The following is a 16345-nucleotide window of genomic DNA, read 5'->3' on the forward strand; positions in this document are numbered from 1 at the left end:
ATTAATCCGGGACAGAAATATTGTACCCAAGCTTTGACAATAATTCCTTTTCCCTCCGATGCATGACTTTTGCATCACCTTTTTTTTTATCATTATAACCAATTAAATGCAGCAAGCCATGTATGAGATACAGGGCTATTTCTCCTTCCGCATCATGGCAATGTTCCTTTGCAACTTTATATGCCATCTCTGCGGATACAATGATTTCTCCAGCGACATGATTTTCCGATGCATCATAAATAAAACTCAAAACATCCGTTGCATAATCATGCCCCAGAAAAGCTTTGTTTAATCTCCTTATTTCCTTGTTATCAGTGACGACAATGCTAAGGCTGGCGTCTTTGTTTTCACTTTTTAACACCCTTTTTATCAATTTTACTATGCGTTTTTCATCGATAGCATAGGATTTCTGCCGGTTTACAACTTCCAGCTTCATGAGAACCTTTTTCTTCTATCATAGCGCAGCATAGCCGCAACCAAAAAGATTTTTTACCTTATAAATACTATAATTCATATGCCGCAACAATATCCCGAACCAGCTTATGGCGGACAATATCGGATTTGGCAAGATATACGAATGCTATATTGTCTACATTCATAAATCTTTCCTGGGCATCAATCAAACCCGATAACTCCCCGCCCGGCAAATCAACTTGTGTGATATCCCCGGTAACGACAACCTTTGATTTCGTACCAAGCCTTGTTAAAAATGTCTTCATCTGCTTTACCGTACAATTTTGCGCCTCATCCAGAATAATAAAGGCGCTGTTTAAGGTTCTCCCGCGCATATATGCAAGCGGCAGGATCTCTATCAGATCGCTGTCCAGATATTTTTTCACCTGCCCGACGTCCATCATATCCGCTAAAGCGTCATACAGCGGCCGCAAATAAGGACTTACCTTGTCTTTGATATCTCCCGGCAGATATCCAAGTTTTTCTCCTGCCTCTACCGCAGGCCTTGCAAGCACAATCCTTTTTACGTCTCCGCTTTTGAGAAAAGAAAGCGCCATCGCCACCGCCAGGTAGGTCTTTCCTGTTCCGGCAGGTCCAATGCAAAAAACAAGATCATTGTTTCTGATGGCCGCAATATAATTTGCCTGCCCCTCTGTCTTGGGCCTTGTGAACATCTCTTTTTGGAAAAGATTGATTGCTTGTGCGGGTGCCCCTTCATCATAATTTTGTACATCCATAATGGTCTGCTCCACGTCCTTCACTCCCAGATTCCCCGTGAATCTAATTATTTCAAGCAATTTAATTAAGGACGTTCTAGCTGCTTCGACACCCTCTTTTTCGCCCGCCATCTTCAATACCCCGTTACGTGCTACTAATTTTACCCGAAAAGCATCCCTTATCAGGCGCAAATTTTTATCATGGTTTCCATATAAAAGGGACGCTTCATCATCATTTTCAAGGATTATTGCATCTTTAGCGGGTAAAAATTCCTGTATATTTTCCTTTATTGCAACGTATTTTTGTGTTTCAACTCCTTGATTCATGCTTAGATTAACTTAAAAAAAAGTAAAAAATAATATGTCACCGGCAGACTTACCAGCAAACAATCAATAATATCCAATACGCCGCCAAAGGAGGGCACCAGATTCCCCGAGTCCTTAACATTCGCATCTCTTTTTATCAATGACTCTGCCAGGTCGCCTAAAATAGCGAAAGAACCCACAACTGCTCCAAATAAAACCGACCATGGCAGGCTGATTACCCTGGTTTGCGGAATACTATTAAATATCACTACTACTAAAATGCTACATATGACAGAGAAGCAAGCCCCTTCAACCGTTTTATTGGGGCTTATACTCCTTGCAAGCTTATGCTTTCCATACTTCCTGCCCAACAAATACCCGCCAATGTCTCCAAATTTTGAAACCAACAGGGCCATTATCACCACACATGTTCCATTGGGAAAATGGCGTAAAGCAATCGCAAAACCAAGCAGAAAAGGAACATAAAAAATGCCAAAGACCGTTACGGAAATATTTTTAATCGCATCTTTTGCGCCGCGTGTGACCGCCTGTAGGAGCAATAGCAAAAAAATGAGTACGAGAACAATATCTTTTCTGAAAAATTGGGACTCTGCGCCGGCGTCCCCATGTATGGATACCCAATAGCTTACAAACAGCCATATCCCGATGCCGATGCCGGCTACGCGAAATGGACGAAATCCGCATTTACCCGCAATAGTGTAAAACTCATACAATCCCATCCCTGCCGCAACCATTGCAATACAGCCGAACCCAATGTCTGTGGAAAACATGACGTCAAGGCTCATTACTCCAAAAAACACCGCAAATAAAATTACACCAAGCGTTACCCTTGTTTTAAGCGTGCTCACTCTTTTAAACCCCCGTATCTGCGCTCTCTGTTCGCATATGCTAAAAGAGCTTCCTCAAGGTGTGGCTTTTTAAAATCAGGCCAATACGTGTCTGTTACCCACAGCTCCGCATAAGATATTTCCCATAATAAAAAATTACTAATGCGCATTTCTCCGCCGGTTCTTATCAGCAAATCCGGATCTGGCATATTGGGCATGTATAAATATTTTTTAAAAGACTCTTCTGTAATTTCATCTATCTTCAGTTTCCCCTTTTTCAATTCCGCAACAATTTTTTTTGTCGCATCGATTATTTCTGTCCGCCCTCCATAATTTAGCGCAAGGCAAAGAACCATTCCGGTATTCATCTTGCTCTCTTCTATTGAAACCGAGAGTTCCCTCTGGACAAATTCCGGTAATTCTTTGATTCTGCCGATGGCTGTCAGGCGGATATTGTTTTTCTGGATTTCTTCCCGTTCGCCAATAAGGAAATTCTTAAGGAGTTTCATTAATAAATCTATTTCCCTTTTAGGCCTCTTCCAGTTTTCCTGAGAAAAGGCATACAGCGTAAGCTGTTTTATATGTTTTTTTGCACACTCACGTGTAATCTCACGAACAGCTTTGGCGCCCGTCTCGTGTCCCTTAATCCGTAACAATTTCTTTTGCCGCGCCCACCGGCCATTTCCATCCATGATAATTGCAATATGCTCAGGCAGTGATCCGTTTTTCTTCATACTAAATTGATTATTTGTCCACGATCCGGGCCAACAGAAAGCATTTCAATTTTCACGTCTAAAATCTTTTCAAGTCTTTTTATGTAATCTGACGTCCGGGACGGAATGTCTTTTACATTACGCATTTTGGAGGTATCTTCCTGCCAGCCAGGCAATTCCTCATAAATAGGCTCATATTCTTTCCTTGCAACCAAATCAGCGGGAAAGTATTTATGCTCTTTGCCGTCTATTTTATACCCCACACAAATCTTTATTGTTTTCTGGTTATCCAATACATCCAATTTAGTCATAACAACGCTATCCGCGCCATTTACCATTATCGAATGCTTAGCGGATACCGCGTCAAACCACCCACAGCGCCTTGGTCTTCCCGTAGTAGCACCGTATTCGCCGCCCTTTTCCCTCAAATGTTCACCTGTTTTATCCGTTAACTCTGTAGGGAACGGACCATTACCTACTCTTGTAGTATAGGCTTTCATTACCCCCAGAACCTTATGAATATGCCTGGGGGAAATACCTGCGCCTGAAGCGGCGCCGCTTGCAACGACGGTTGAAGACGTTACAAAGGGATATGTCCCAAAATCTACATCAAGCAATGCACCCTGCGCTCCTTCAAACAGGATTCTCTTTTTTGCCTTTATTGCTTTATCCATAAACTCAATCGTTTGACAAACAAACGGTTTTATGCGTTCCGCATAGCCAAGGTATTCGTCATAAATCGCCTCCCATGACAATTCATCTGCGCCATGCAAATGTACGAAAATCCTGTTTTTTTCATCTACGACCTGTTTTAATCTTTGTTTAAAATATTCCGGGCAAAAAAGATCCGATACCCTGATTCCGCTTCGTGCCATTTTATCCGCATAGCAGGGACCAATCCCCCTTCGGGTTGTGCCTATTTTCTCTCCCCCCTTTTCACCTTCTGAATATTCATCCAATTTTTTATGATAGGGAAACACAAGATGTGCCAACTCGCTGATATGCAGATTCCCGCCGATCGCTATATTTTTTCCCCGTAACTCATCGATTTCCTGGAGTAACTGGAGGGGATCAAGGACGACTCCATTGCCTATGATGCAACTTTTGTTTTTTCTGAGGATGCCGGAAGGAATAAGATGTAATACAAATTTTTCACCATCAATAACAATCGTATGCCCGGCATTGCTACCGCCCTGATAACGAACAATGATATCAAACGATTCAGTAAGTATATCTATAATCTTGCCTTTCCCTTCATCACCCCACTGCAAACCAACAAGACAGGTATTTGATCCCATAGCAAAAAATTTTCCTATCGAAAAAATTAACAAAAATAATCAGAATCCCTTAAATATCAAGCATTTAAAGGATTATAGAAAATGAAATAGTTAATGTCAAGCTAATACACTTCCGAACAGGGCAAGTCGGGTATAAACGTTAGTAGATTTTATCAAAAAACTAAAGTGTTACGAATTTCCACATATCTGGAGTGCTGGGTTTTGACCGTCCCTGACATAAATTAGCGTATAGCAAAATTAAATTGTTTGAATCACTTGCAATTACTGATAAAATCTTATGAGATAGAAAGATAATTAGTAACTATTCAGCGTAATTTATTAAACTACCGGAGATCAGAGCGCAACTCGTTACCAAACCTTGTACTGAACATAGTGAAGTATATGTTTGGGAACGAGCCGTGTATCGTTTACGATGAATAGTTACGATAATTAAGGCCCTGAAAAAAGAAGGCGAGTGTTTTGGTTTCTGTTTTATTTGCGGAAAAAAATTTACAAAAGAGAAATACATGTTAAGAAAATACATTTATTATGCCTTGTTATTTCCGGTAATGCTTTCCTGTTCATACCTGTTTTGCGGAGAAGATGTCCTGAACAAAAACAATCTTGGGTTTATTCGGGCGGTCGTTGATGAGGCGATAATAACCCAGGATGAAGTCATTAAACGTTCGGCAGCAGCCATAAGGGAGGCAAGGAGTAAATATAGCGAGGAGGAATTCGCAAAAAATATTGAGAAAATTCTGGAATATACCCTTGAAGAATTAATAGACAGGAAACTGTTGGTGAAAGAAGCGCAGAAGGTATTTGGTACGGATATATCAATGATGGATGAGGTTCAGAAAGAACTGGATTATTTTTTGAAAGGCGCCGTCGAAAATGTTGGTTCCTTATCAAAGTTCTATGAAATAGCAGAGTCTCAGGGAATAAATCCTATAGAAAGGAAAACTGAGCTTAAAGAAGATATTATGATTGATAAAATAATCAAAGAAAACGTTAATAATAAGGTAAAAGTCCCGCCAAAGCTATTAAGACGCTATTATATGGAAAACATGGATGAATTCTGCCAGAAAAAAGAAATAAAACTGCGGCACATAATGATCAAATTTTCCACACACGACAATGACAAAGCAAAGACATATGCCTTTGCTGAAAAAATCATGACGCTTCTTTCCACAGGGGAAGATTTTTCATCAGTAGCACGGTCATATTCAGAAGGCCCCAACGCTGAAAAAGGAGGCGAATGGAGTTTTGACGAGATACAAGGGTTGAGGAAAGAACTCCGGGATGTTGTTAATAGTCTGAAGGATAATGAGTACAGCAAGATAACAGAGTCTCCTGTCGGATATCATATTTTCAAAGTGGAACTCATCAGACCGGAAGTAGTAAAAAAATTTGAAGACGTGCAGGATGAAATATATAAGAAGTTGTACCGTGAAGAGATTGGAAGATTAAAGAAAAAATATATTCTCGACTTAAGGGAAGATGCATTTATTAAGGTTATTAAACACTGAGAGGAACATTTTATACGTGTTTTCTATCGTTTTGACGGTTCTACGTGCATATAACGGGAGACTAAAAAGGTGCTGAGGCGTGAGCTGGCGCTACAATTATTTGAAGCCTTTTCCATGCAGAGATGGAACGATATGATACGTCCTGTAGAGTTAACGGAGATGGATAAACATGCGCATAAAATGATCATCGCTTATTGTCTTGGTAAGTATGAAGAAGAAAAAGGGCGGCAGGTTAACTGGGATACCATAATAACGGGGGGGATATTTGAACTATTACGGCGCATTGTTATCTCCGATATAAAATCTCCGATATACAGGAAAATCAAAAAACTACACCCGGACGTCTTCCGGCAGCTCAACAAATGGGTTTATGAACAACTCAAACCAATGTTTGAAGGACTGCCAAAAGAAATGAATGCCGAACTAAAGCACTATTTGTTTGATACAAACAAGGGCGATGATTTAACAAAAAAAATATTGGAGGCGTCTCATATTTATTCGAGTTTCTGGGAATTTCAGATAATTCAGAAGGTACATCCTTCCGGTTATAAAATAGAAGAAATTGAAAGGGTTTTAAAAAACGATCTGGAACCCTTCCTGGATCTTGCCGGGATGCGAAAGATTATTTGCAAAGGGAAAATATTAAACTTTGTTGATCTCTGCGGACAGTTACGGTTTCAAATACGATGGAGCCAAACGCCCCGGTTGCCAAAAACATCCGTACTGGGACACATGCTTTTGGTGGCAATATTTTGTTATCTTTTTGCAAGAGAGGTAAATGCCTGTTCTAAAAGATTATATAATAATTTTTTCAGCGCGTTGTTTCATGATCTGCCTGAAGCAATGACAAGGGACATATTATCCCCGATTAAAAGGTCTGTGGAAGGTATGCCGGAGGCCATCAGTAAAATCGAAGAAGAGTTGGCAGAAAAGGAGATCTCTCCATTGTTAGAAGAGGGATGGTTTGAGGAGATAAAATATTTCACCCGGAATGAGTATGAAAGCAAGATTAAAATAAAGGGAAGGGTGAAGCATGTTACCACCGAAAAGATAAATGAGAAATACAATAGCGATGGTTATGCCCCGATAGATGGAGAATTTATCAAGATTGCCGATGACCTGTCGGCGTATTTAGAGGCGTATACGGCAAATGATCTTGGGCTGAATTCAAAACATTTGCAGGACGGACGACGAAAAATTGAAGAAAAATATAAAGACAGCACTATTGCAGGGATATCTATAGAGGCTTTATTTGCAGCCTTTGCGATGTAGTACCTTGAAAGTTATTTATTTGCACACTTCTATTCGTCAGTGCGTGCTTTTTGACAAAATATTTAATGGTGTTATTCTTTTTTCCACCGGTTAAACAGGTATGGATGGTTTGAAACATTTTTCAGGGTAGGAAATAGCAATGGATGGTAAAAGACATTTCAGCCGCATTAATTTTGTGGCGCATACGCAATTAAAATATCAGGACAAAACATACAGAGGAGAGCTGCTTGACATCTCTCTGAAGGGCGCATTGCTGCAATTTAAAGAAAATATTCCCCTCATAAAAGGTGAGAAATGTGAAATAATAATCCACCTTCCTTCGTCGAATGTTAATTTAAATTTTGAAGCAAAACCTGTCCATATTCATTCAGGCCACTTTGGTTTTAAATTTGTAAGCGAAGATATTGACACCATAACACATTTGAGAAAAATGATTGAACTCAATATCGGAGACCACGAACAAGTCACAAATGAGTTGGCATACTGGTTGAAAGAATAAACGCCGGTAACAGGTTCGTTTTTTGAAAAATTGTGATAATGTATTTATTCTGAATAACATCTTGAGTGAGAGGAGAATGATTTGAAAACAATACTTATTTGTGCTGCCATTGCAATAACCTGCTTCATACAAAATGCCCGGGCAAATACGGTTTATCCGAAAGTTTTGCTCGAAACCAATCAGGGAGAAATAGTTCTAGAGCTTTATCCCGAAAAAGCCCCGGAGACGGTAGAAAATTTTCTCAAATATGTCCGGGATGGTTTTTACAACGGCACAATCTTTCATCGTGTAATAAAGGGATTTATGATACAGGGCGGGGGTATGACCGAAGGTATGAGTAAGAAAACCACACTGGATCCCGTTAAAAATGAGGCGTATAACGGACTCAAAAATTTGAGGGGTACCGTAGCAATGGCCCGTACGATGGACCCGCACTCTGCCACTGCACAGTTTTTCATTAATACGGTGGATAATGGTTTTCTTGATTTTAAGGGCCAAACTGCAACAGGGTGGGGATATTGTGTCTTTGGAAAAGTGATAAAAGGCATGGAAGTGGTTGATGCTATTGAACAAATGCCTACCACAAAAAAAGAGGGACATAGCGATGTTCCCCGCTCTACAGTAGTTCTGAAAAAAGCCATTGAGATAAAATAAACATAACAGTTAAGCGTTACAGCAGAGAACGCCGAGACTTCGTCGTGAGATCAGTCGAACGATCGCAGAGGTGTTTTGCTATTTTGCCCTGAACACGATATAAAAAGCCTACGATAATGTCTGAAAAAATGCATGGATACTTCTTTTGTCCAAATTGCGGGTCGCAGACGCCGCGAAAGGCGCTTGCTTGCCAGGAATGCGGGTCAGATGAAAATACCGGATGGTCAGAGGATACGATGTATGACGGGCTTGACCTTCCCGAAACGGAACCATCCGTTCTGCGCCCTTCAAGGTCTTTATTCAAAAAGAGATATTTTCTTAGCATCGTGGCCATTATTGTTATCCTGGCCTTTTTGTGGATTTATCTGATCTGATTTCCATAAAATCTTTCATCGTAATCGTTAGAAAATATTTTTGACGGCACTATGTAGGCAAAAATTTCAGGGTTGCTTTTTGTACGGACAGGGGTTCTTCCGGAAAAACCTGCCCCTGAAATAAAACGGCAGTGATACCGCTATTGCCAAAGCCGTTGCGCCGATTATTTTCAGCTCCACATGGCAAAGCAGCCATCCACAAATAATCAGCGCCAGGACGGGAATACCGTATCCGCCCGGAATCTTATATCCCCGTTTCCGGTCGGGTCTTTTTCGTCTCAGTGCAATAACTGCCAGGCAGGTGGGAACGTATTGTAATATGCTTACCAACACACTCGCGGCTATTAAGTAGCGAAAACTCCCTGTCAGCCCAAGTAATAACGTCAGCACCGTGTTTACCGCTATTGCCAAATAGGGCGTGTGGTACTTTGGGTGTATTTTGGCAAAGACGGGCGGAAAGAATCCGTCTGCGGACAGTACATAAAGGCTTCGCGGGCTGGTGAGCGCAATGCCCGCATTCACTCCACCAATAGAGAGCAATGCCCCAATACCAATAATGATCCCCCCTGCAGGTCCCAGAAAATAAAAGGCTGCGTCTGCCAGTGGCTTGTCTGACCCTGCCAAATCAGGATATGTCCCCATTGCAACATATTGTATGAGAGCATACAGGGCAGTCACCATCATGAATACCACCATAATTACACGCGGGATATGTTTTTGAGGATTCTTCATTTCTCCCGCCGGCACAACCAGAAACTCAAATCCCGTGTACGCATAGAGCGCCAGCGTAGTTGCCATACTAAAACTTCCGCTGCTGTGCAATTGTCCAAAATTTTCTCTTTTTACAAAAAACATTCCGGCCACAATAAAAATGAAGAGCGCCGTGAATTTTCCTATAGAAAAAAAATTTATACTTCTTGCGCCAGGCTTTACCCCGCAGTAATTTGTTATGCTTAATCCGATCACAAGCGCCGTTATAATAACCTTACTCAGCCATTGCTGATCTTTTGGCAGAAAATAGTTGCAATAGAGTCCGAAACCACTGGCAACCGACGCCCAGCCAATGATAGAGGCAAGCCACATTATCCAGCCCACCAAAAACCCCGCAAATGGTCCAAAGACGTCTTTGGTATAAAGATACGCCCCGCCTGTTTTATCATACATACTTCCTATTTCCGCAAAGCACAGTGCAACGGCGAAGCAAAGCAGACCGCATAGGGGAAAGACCAATAAAGCACCAATACCGACCAAACTATCAAGTTGCCCCGCCAGCAAAAAAATGCCGGCGCCAACAACACAATTAAACCCCATGCAAACAACATCAAAGAAGTTTAACTCCCTTGCAAGGCCGCGATGTTCTTTCATAACTGATTTTTCCCGCATGTCCATAATTTCGGATTGACGAATGTTTGTTACGTTATATAATGAATGACGAAGATATGACTTTTTGAAAATTATCTTTCAGTAAACGACCAATGCTTATTCACAAACTCCTCAGACCGGGCCAAATGAATTTTGTTGTCTCAAAAATAGGGAACAATCCTCACAAAATACCTGTTTCATTTCCTATCTCTACTTATTACTGTTTTTACATTAAAACGGGGAACAATTATCGGGAAGCAGGCAACAGTTGCCTGTTTGACCAGTCTGTACTTCTGAATTATACTTATTAAACAACATCATAACAAAAGAAAAGGACGATTTATGATACATAGAATCAAACATATTACCTGTCTCATCCTGATGCATGTATTTCTTTTTCACTTTATCGGTTGTGGAAAAGAAGAAAAGGATTTAACGTCAGCCGTTCAGCAAAAAGAGAGTTCGATGCATGGTGGAAAAGTACAGGGCATGCACGGTACCTCAAGACCGGACAAAGAGATAGAAGCGGCAAAAGCGGCTGTTGAAGCGAACCCGAACGACCCGGCTGTGTATTACAATTTAGCCGTTCTTTCTGATAAAAAAGGGATGCTTGACGAAGCGGTGGACGCATACAAAAAGGCAACGGAACTAAATCCTTCTTCCGAGGAAGCCTTAGTAGGTCTAGGCAAAGTATTAAATAAGAAGGCAAAATCTGACGAAGCAATCACCGCATTTGAAAAGGCGCTTGCCATAAATATCAACAACGCAGAAGCCTATGAGGGGTTAGGTCTTGTACATGTTCATAAGGGAGGGCCGGATGAGGCGATCAGACTCTTTAACAGAGCTGTTGCGATAAATCCGGACCTTGTTGAATCCCGGTATAATTTGGGCATTCTCTATGCGAAAAACGGGCAATTTGAGGAGGCGATTGCTGAGTGGTTAAAGGCCATTAAGATCAATCCTAAGAGAACAGAATTCCATTATAACCTTGGGATTGCCTACACAAAATTAGGAAAGCTGGAAGACGCTATTGCTGTGTGGCAAAACGCATTGGAAAATACTGAAGAAATATCAAGTTTTCTCTATTTGATCGGACTTGTTTACATAGAAAAAGGGGATGCTAAAAGCGCCGAATCCTTCCTTAATAAAGCGCTTGAAGTTGATCCCGAATTTTACGATGTACACAAAGTGCTTGAGGAACTCTATCGTTCACAGGGCATGCATAGTGAAGCCGACCGCCATGCTGAAATATACAAAAGCAATTACAGCGCCCACCACTAATATACTTACAGTTAGAGCATTCGTAACACTTTAGTTCTATGAAAAAAACTGCTCGTTACCAAGCTGGAGCTTGGGAATGAGCAGTTTTACGTTTTCAAAAAAACTAAAGCGGAGTGTTACCAGTAAAGATGCATCGCCGATACGGTATGCTGATATTTCATGAGTACCATCCAAAAATTTCACCATCGGGGCGCTGCAGCGCTTGCTGCAAGCAACCGCAGTTAAAACCCTGTTCTCCTTAGAAAGAGAATGTCGTTGGGTGCCTTCATTGGTTTGATCCCCTATTTCCGGCGATTAATTGTGTAGCCGGATAACTTGCCGATAAATGGGATTGCCAGCATACCTGTCAGTATTACACAGTGTTTTGTATCCCGGAAATTTTCGAGGCCAATGGTCATGCCTTCGTGTCCCATACGAGGCTGATCGCGGTATGTGCCCAGAAATCGATCCCACAACGGCAGGTTAAAACCGAAATTAGAGTTGGTTTCATCATAGCGTGACGAATGGTGAACCCGATGCATTTCCGGCGTTACAACAATCCAGCGCAATACACGATCTAAACGGCTCATTATACGGACGTTGCCGTGATTGAACATGGATGTCGCATTCAGTAGCACCTCGAATAACACTACCGCGAATACAGGCACGCCTATCACCGCAATCGCGCCAAACTTAATCAGCATGGATAGAATAATCTCAAAAGGATGAAATCGTATGCCGGTGGTGACGTCAAAATCCAAATCCGCATGGTGCATGCGGTGTATCCTCCATAAAACAGGAATGGCATGGAATATTACATGTTGCAGGTAAATAACAAAGTCCATAGCAACCACCGATGCTATAACCGCCAAACCGTATGGCACTGGGAAATAATGAAATAGTCCCCAACCATGTTCTCCGGCAAATACCGCCATACCCACAGCAGCCCCTGGAAATATCAGGCGTAACAGGAAGCTGTTAAGAAACACGACGCCAAGATTATTAATCCAGCGTATTAATTTTGGGATGTCAGCCCTTCGTCTGGGAGCTAAACGTTCCCACAATGCCATGATCAATAAGATCCCGAAAAAAAATTCTATTCGAATGACCATCTCGTGTTGCAAAACATATTCGCTCAAATTCATTCTTTTCTCCACTGCTGAAAGCGCTTTAGCAAATCTGCCGGAGACTGCTTAAGCATTAATAACCGAAATACTGTAGACATATTCCTGATAGTTGCAATGAAAGGGCCAAGCGATTTCCAGTGGCGTGGTGACATCTTTATCACACCGGGCGCCACTTTTGGGCGGCATATCTTTGATAGGGTGCGTGATAAAACAACATCTTCTAAAAAGGGTGTTTCTGCAAAACCGCCGCACTTATGGAATATGTCCTTTCGAACTATAATCCCCTGATCGCCATAAGGGAGTCCTAATATCCGGCCACGCAGCCTGTTTCCCATTTCTATCAGTCGGTACCAGGGAGAGGGGTCTGTTATCCGTTGTCGGAAAAATCCCCATACAAGTCGCGTGGAAAGTAAATACGATGGTAAATTTGCCATTACTTCCGGGCCAGGCTGGCAATCTGCATGGAGAAACCAGCACCAGCGTCCACGGGCATTACTCACGCCAAGATTCATCTGTCCGGCGCGTCCCGGTGTGCTTCTCAGCAGCCTTGCATTAAAGTCAATTGCAACGTTGTCAGAACCATCAGTTGAACCGCCGTCAACTATTATAATTTCAAACTCCCCCAGAGTATTTATGCAGGATAGCGTCGCGAGGGTTTTTCCCAGAGGATATTTGTCGTTGAGTACCGGGATAATGATGGATACCGTGGGCATTGCCTTACATGCAACCTTTTTCAAATCGTCCAGGGTATCTACGTCAATCTCCGGTCTTAACTGCGCTATTGACAGATCATTCTCATGCGCATGCCTCACGGTTTGTTCAAGTACCAGATTCGAACTCCATGCAATATTTTCAAACAGGCATGTTTGCATCGAACGGGCGCCAATCAAAACGTATCCGCCGTCCACTGATGGTATTATTACAACGTCCGCGTGCATGAGTTGTTCGATTGCATCCTGTATCTTCTCGGCCGTCAAGTCAGGGCAGTCCGTACCCACGGCAAGAACTGTCTGGAATCCATTTTCGAATGCCCTGAGAAATGCGTATTTCAATTTCTTGCCGAGATCGCCCTGCGGTTGCAGCCATACATCGTATGAATCCTTCAGCCAGCGGGAAATCAGCCTCCGGCCTGCACCGTTTCCGTACACAATCACCTTTGCATTGCCTTGACCCTGCAAGGTGAGTAGTTCATAATGGGTTTTTTGCGCCATATAATCGTAAATACGACATGCCTTTTCGTCCCCCAGCTTTGCGGCTAATCGCGTTTTAACATGGCCGGGTTGTGGATATTTTGCAAATTCCAGGATTAATGTTGCCTTGCTATTGGTGTACATGGACTTGTTGCCTGCTATTAACAGCAATTGGTGTAACGGCCTTTTTATGTTCTTGATGTTGATGTGCTATTTTCATTTTCTGAAATTGTTTTAAAAGCATTTCGGGTCGCATGATGTTTTTACCTTCGTGTTTTGTGCGTCGTATTTTTTGTCTCGTGCTTGTTTGGTTCTGACTATGCCGGCTTAAGCAGGGATAAAATATAAACAGTTATCTGAGCAGTAACAAAGGGATATCGCTCGTACGCAGCATAGCGGTTGTATTGCTTCCGGCCAGAAACTGCCTGATACGTGAATGTCCATATGCCCCCATTACCATCAGATCAATTTGATTTTCTTTCTGATAGGTACCAAGCGCCGCCTCTACCTTGCCTTCGAGCGTCTTTTGTGTCACGTCAAAACCAGCCGAAACCAGCTTGTCAAATGCTGATTCCAGTTGCGCTTTCCGTTCATCTGTACCACTGCATACCATAATCAGATGACAGGGCAGGCCTTTCAGCAACGGGCTTCCGGCCACCATATCAAGCGCTTTTTGGGCGGTCGGGCTGCCATCAAAGGCTATCATGAAGCAGTTTGGAGGGGAGAATTTTGATAGTACAATCAGAATAGGTTTGTGTATCGTGCGTATCACATTCTCAAGATTACTGCCAATCGGGTGAGCGGCGTTATCGTGTTCCGCACTCCGGCGTCCCATAACCAGAAGTCTCGTCTCGTCCTCAAGCTCCATCAGGGTTTCTACAAGACTACCGTGTCGCTGAAGTGTGGAAATATCTTTTGCTCCGTCTTCTCTGACACGGCGCTCAGCGGCTTCCAGCATGTATTTTCCGTGCTCTCTCGCCAATTTACTATGCTTTTCTTCCAGCACTGTTAGTTCGTCAAGTAAATGCTCCTGGCTGCCTAGTCCGATTTTTCCGGTGAGGTCTCTCTTGATGGGATATTCAGACTTATCGAGTACATGAAGCAATTTCAAATGTGCGTTTAAGCGCTGGCTGGCCCACGCCCCGGCATCACATACTGCTGCGGAGACGTGGAAGCGGCCAATACAGGTTATGATATTTGTCATCGTTATTCTCCTTAGTGACCGGCAAGCAATTTCTCGACTTCTTCGGGTTTATCATGCACTCCGAATTGATCTACAATCGTGGCGCTTGCTTCATTCATGCCAATAATTTCAACATGTACTCCCTCACGTCTGAATTTAATTACAACTTTGTCCAGTGCGTAAACTGATGTGACATCCCAAAAATGCGCTTCAGACAAATCAATGGTAACACGTTCCAGCGCTTCCTTAAAGTCAAATGAGTTGGTAAACCTATCCGCTGAAGCGTAAAATACCTGACCTATTACTTTATAAATACGCCATGGCAAAGCTTTGTTGATATGACTTTTTACCACAAAAATACGACTGATTTTGTTAGCAAAAAACAATGACGACAATAAAACGCCGATGAGCACGCCGATAGCAAGATTATGTGTTGCAACCACCGCCGCAACCGTGGATACCATTACAATACTGGACGACAGCGGATTTTTTTTCAGGCTTCGGATAGAGCTCCATGAAAATGTCCCGATAGATACCATGATCATTACTGCCACCAGGGCGGCCATTGGGATTTGCTTTACCCATGTTCCTGCAAAGACAACCATACTTAACAAAAACACCCCCGCCGCAAAAGCCACGAGACGCCCGCGTCCGCCCGATTTTATAGCGATAATAGACTGTCCAATCATGGCGCAACCTGCCATTCCTCCCATCAACCCTGCTCCGATATTGGCAATGCCCTGCCCCTTGCACTCCCGGTTTTTATCACTTTTTGAATCGGTTAAATCATCAACAATAGTGGCCGTCATCATAGATTCCAGCAAACCCACTACCATGAGCGCAAAGGAGTATGGGAAAATAATGGTCAGTGTCTCAAACGTCAGCGGGACTTCCGGCAATAAGAATATGGGGAGCGTATCAGGAAGCTTACCCATATCTCCAACAGTACGGACATCCAGTCCCATACCGACAGATACTGCCGTCACCGCTACAATACAAATAAGGGGAGAAGGCAGTATTTTACCCAAAACCGGTATATAAGGGAACAGATAGATAATACACAAACCGCCAGCCGCCAATGAATATACATACCAATTAACATGCATAAGTTCAGGCAACTGCGCTATAAAAATCATAATAGCAAGGGCATTGACGAAACCCTTCACTACGGAACTTGACACAAAACGCATCAGGTTCCCTAATCTGAGAAATCCGGCGATGATTTGGAGGGCGCCCGTCAATAGCGTTGCCGCAAGAAGGTATTCCAGACCATGTTCTTTAACCAGAGTGACCATGAGCAGCGCCATTGCACCCGTTGCCGCTGAGATCATACCGGTACGGCCGCCTGCAAAGGAAATGATCACAGAAATACAGAATGAGGCGTACAAACCCACCTTTGGGTCAACTCCGGCAATAATTGAGAATGCAATTGCCTCTGGGATAAGGGCAAGCGCTACAACAATACCGGCAAGCAGGTCACCCCGTACGTTTGAAAACCACTCTCTTTTCCAGTTTTTTAGCATGTAGAACTATTTCTCCCGTAAATGAAACATGTGACAAACCAAACACTGACGTCGCTGGA

17 protein-coding genes are annotated in these 16345 nt (G+C 42.7%); 6 read left to right on the forward strand and 11 right to left on the reverse strand.

Features of this window, described 5'->3' with window-relative positions:
• Position 1 precedes the first annotated feature (1 nt).
• The 5 genes from ybeY to M5U24_RS18020 form a co-directional block, all read right to left on the reverse strand.
• Positions 2 to 436, reverse strand: a complete 435-nt coding sequence (ybeY, locus tag M5U24_RS18000; RefSeq protein WP_099324485.1) for an rRNA maturation RNase YbeY — start codon at positions 434 to 436, stop codon at positions 2 to 4.
• 67 nt (positions 437 to 503) lie between these two features.
• Entirely contained in the window at positions 504 to 1496 is a 993-nt protein-coding gene (locus M5U24_RS18005) for a PhoH family protein (protein ID WP_099324486.1), read from the reverse strand.
• Positions 1497 to 1498: 2 nt separating this feature from the next.
• The gene (locus M5U24_RS18010; protein WP_298203175.1) at positions 1499 to 2344 is read right to left on the reverse strand and encodes a phosphatidate cytidylyltransferase; all 846 of its coding nucleotides are present in this window, start codon (positions 2342 to 2344) and stop codon (positions 1499 to 1501) included.
• Positions 2341 to 3057, reverse strand: a complete 717-nt coding sequence (locus tag M5U24_RS18015) for an isoprenyl transferase (RefSeq protein WP_099324488.1) — start codon at positions 3055 to 3057, stop codon at positions 2341 to 2343. The genes M5U24_RS18010 and M5U24_RS18015 overlap by 4 nt, the downstream gene beginning before the upstream one ends.
• Positions 3054 to 4334 carry an adenylosuccinate synthase gene (locus M5U24_RS18020; protein ID WP_099324489.1) on the reverse strand — a complete coding sequence of 427 codons (1281 nt, stop codon included), beginning with the start codon at positions 4332 to 4334 and terminating at the stop codon, positions 3054 to 3056. Before M5U24_RS18020 ends, M5U24_RS18015 begins: the two co-directional genes overlap by 4 nt.
• A gap of 506 nt (positions 4335 to 4840) precedes the next feature.
• On the opposite strand from M5U24_RS18020, the gene M5U24_RS18025 reads away from it, so the two are divergent.
• From M5U24_RS18025 to M5U24_RS18045, 5 genes are all read left to right on the forward strand, one after another.
• Positions 4841 to 5842, forward strand: a complete 1002-nt coding sequence (locus M5U24_RS18025; RefSeq protein WP_099324490.1) for a peptidylprolyl isomerase — start codon at positions 4841 to 4843, stop codon at positions 5840 to 5842.
• 69 nt (positions 5843 to 5911) lie between these two features.
• Positions 5912 to 7114 carry an HD domain-containing protein gene (locus M5U24_RS18030; RefSeq protein ID WP_099324491.1) on the forward strand — a complete coding sequence of 401 codons (1203 nt, stop codon included), beginning with the start codon at positions 5912 to 5914 and terminating at the stop codon, positions 7112 to 7114.
• 139 nt (positions 7115 to 7253) lie between these two features.
• The gene (locus M5U24_RS18035; RefSeq protein WP_099324492.1) at positions 7254 to 7613 is read left to right on the forward strand and encodes a PilZ domain-containing protein; all 360 of its coding nucleotides are present in this window, start codon (positions 7254 to 7256) and stop codon (positions 7611 to 7613) included.
• A gap of 81 nt (positions 7614 to 7694) precedes the next feature.
• Positions 7695 to 8267 carry a peptidylprolyl isomerase gene (locus tag M5U24_RS18040; protein ID WP_169703559.1) on the forward strand — a complete coding sequence of 191 codons (573 nt, stop codon included), beginning with the start codon at positions 7695 to 7697 and terminating at the stop codon, positions 8265 to 8267.
• Between the two features lie 116 nt (positions 8268 to 8383).
• On the forward strand, positions 8384 to 8641 hold the full coding sequence (locus tag M5U24_RS18045) for a zinc ribbon domain-containing protein (protein WP_099324493.1): 258 nt from the start codon (positions 8384 to 8386) through the stop codon (positions 8639 to 8641).
• A 66-nt stretch (positions 8642 to 8707) separates the two neighbouring features.
• On the opposite strand, the gene M5U24_RS18050 is transcribed toward M5U24_RS18045, so the two are convergent.
• The gene (locus M5U24_RS18050) at positions 8708 to 10006 is read right to left on the reverse strand and encodes an amino acid permease (protein ID WP_157820412.1); all 1299 of its coding nucleotides are present in this window, start codon (positions 10004 to 10006) and stop codon (positions 8708 to 8710) included.
• Positions 10007 to 10345: 339 nt separating this feature from the next.
• On the opposite strand from M5U24_RS18050, the gene M5U24_RS18055 reads away from it, so the two are divergent.
• The gene (locus M5U24_RS18055; protein WP_099324495.1) at positions 10346 to 11284 is read left to right on the forward strand and encodes a tetratricopeptide repeat protein; all 939 of its coding nucleotides are present in this window, start codon (positions 10346 to 10348) and stop codon (positions 11282 to 11284) included.
• A 36-nt stretch (positions 11285 to 11320) separates the two neighbouring features.
• On the opposite strand, the gene M5U24_RS18060 is transcribed toward M5U24_RS18055, so the two are convergent.
• From M5U24_RS18060 to M5U24_RS18080, 5 genes are all read right to left on the reverse strand, one after another.
• Positions 11321 to 11470, reverse strand: a complete 150-nt coding sequence (locus M5U24_RS18060) for a hypothetical protein (RefSeq protein ID WP_298203179.1) — start codon at positions 11468 to 11470, stop codon at positions 11321 to 11323.
• A gap of 95 nt (positions 11471 to 11565) precedes the next feature.
• Complete coding sequence (locus M5U24_RS18065) at positions 11566 to 12408, reverse strand: sterol desaturase family protein (protein ID WP_099324496.1); 843 nt, start codon at positions 12406 to 12408, stop codon at positions 11566 to 11568.
• A complete protein-coding gene (locus tag M5U24_RS18070) occupies positions 12405 to 13724 on the reverse strand; it encodes a TIGR04282 family arsenosugar biosynthesis glycosyltransferase (RefSeq protein ID WP_099324497.1) in 1320 nt (439 codons plus the stop codon). Before M5U24_RS18070 ends, M5U24_RS18065 begins: the two co-directional genes overlap by 4 nt.
• A gap of 208 nt (positions 13725 to 13932) precedes the next feature.
• Positions 13933 to 14784: a universal stress protein gene (locus M5U24_RS18075; protein ID WP_164994588.1), complete on the reverse strand. Its 852-nt coding sequence runs from the start codon at positions 14782 to 14784 to the stop codon at positions 13933 to 13935.
• An 11-nt stretch (positions 14785 to 14795) separates the two neighbouring features.
• Positions 14796 to 16286 carry a SulP family inorganic anion transporter gene (locus M5U24_RS18080; protein ID WP_099324499.1) on the reverse strand — a complete coding sequence of 497 codons (1491 nt, stop codon included), beginning with the start codon at positions 16284 to 16286 and terminating at the stop codon, positions 14796 to 14798.
• Positions 16287 to 16345 lie beyond the last annotated feature (59 nt).

It is taken from the genome of Candidatus Kuenenia sp., from assembly GCF_027493735.1.
Lineage (GTDB): Bacteria > Planctomycetota > Brocadiia > Brocadiales > Brocadiaceae > Kuenenia > Kuenenia stuttgartiensis_A.

Coding starts and splice junctions, on each gene's coding strand:
- M5U24_RS18015 (WP_099324488.1), bottom strand. CDS start 3,057: ATGAAGAAAAACGGATCACTGCCTGAGCATATTGCAATTATCATGGAT.
- M5U24_RS18020 (WP_099324489.1), bottom strand. CDS start 4,334: ATGGGATCAAATACCTGTCTTGTTGGTTTGCAGTGGGGTGATGAAGGG.
- M5U24_RS18075 (WP_164994588.1), bottom strand. CDS start 14,784: ATGACAAATATCATAACCTGTATTGGCCGCTTCCACGTCTCCGCAGCA.
- M5U24_RS18060 (WP_298203179.1), bottom strand. CDS start 11,470: ATGGTGAAATTTTTGGATGGTACTCATGAAATATCAGCATACCGTATC.
- M5U24_RS18065 (WP_099324496.1), bottom strand. CDS start 12,408: ATGAATTTGAGCGAATATGTTTTGCAACACGAGATGGTCATTCGAATA.
- M5U24_RS18080 (WP_099324499.1), bottom strand. CDS start 16,286: ATGCTAAAAAACTGGAAAAGAGAGTGGTTTTCAAACGTACGGGGTGAC.
- M5U24_RS18035 (WP_099324492.1), top strand. CDS start 7,254: ATGGATGGTAAAAGACATTTCAGCCGCATTAATTTTGTGGCGCATACG.
- M5U24_RS18045 (WP_099324493.1), top strand. CDS start 8,384: ATGTCTGAAAAAATGCATGGATACTTCTTTTGTCCAAATTGCGGGTCG.
- M5U24_RS18005 (WP_099324486.1), bottom strand. CDS start 1,496: ATGAATCAAGGAGTTGAAACACAAAAATACGTTGCAATAAAGGAAAAT.
- M5U24_RS18070 (WP_099324497.1), bottom strand. CDS start 13,724: ATGTACACCAATAGCAAGGCAACATTAATCCTGGAATTTGCAAAATAT.
- M5U24_RS18025 (WP_099324490.1), top strand. CDS start 4,841: ATGTTAAGAAAATACATTTATTATGCCTTGTTATTTCCGGTAATGCTT.
- M5U24_RS18055 (WP_099324495.1), top strand. CDS start 10,346: ATGATACATAGAATCAAACATATTACCTGTCTCATCCTGATGCATGTA.
- M5U24_RS18050 (WP_157820412.1), bottom strand. CDS start 10,006: ATGAAAGAACATCGCGGCCTTGCAAGGGAGTTAAACTTCTTTGATGTT.
- ybeY (WP_099324485.1), bottom strand. CDS start 436: ATGAAGCTGGAAGTTGTAAACCGGCAGAAATCCTATGCTATCGATGAA.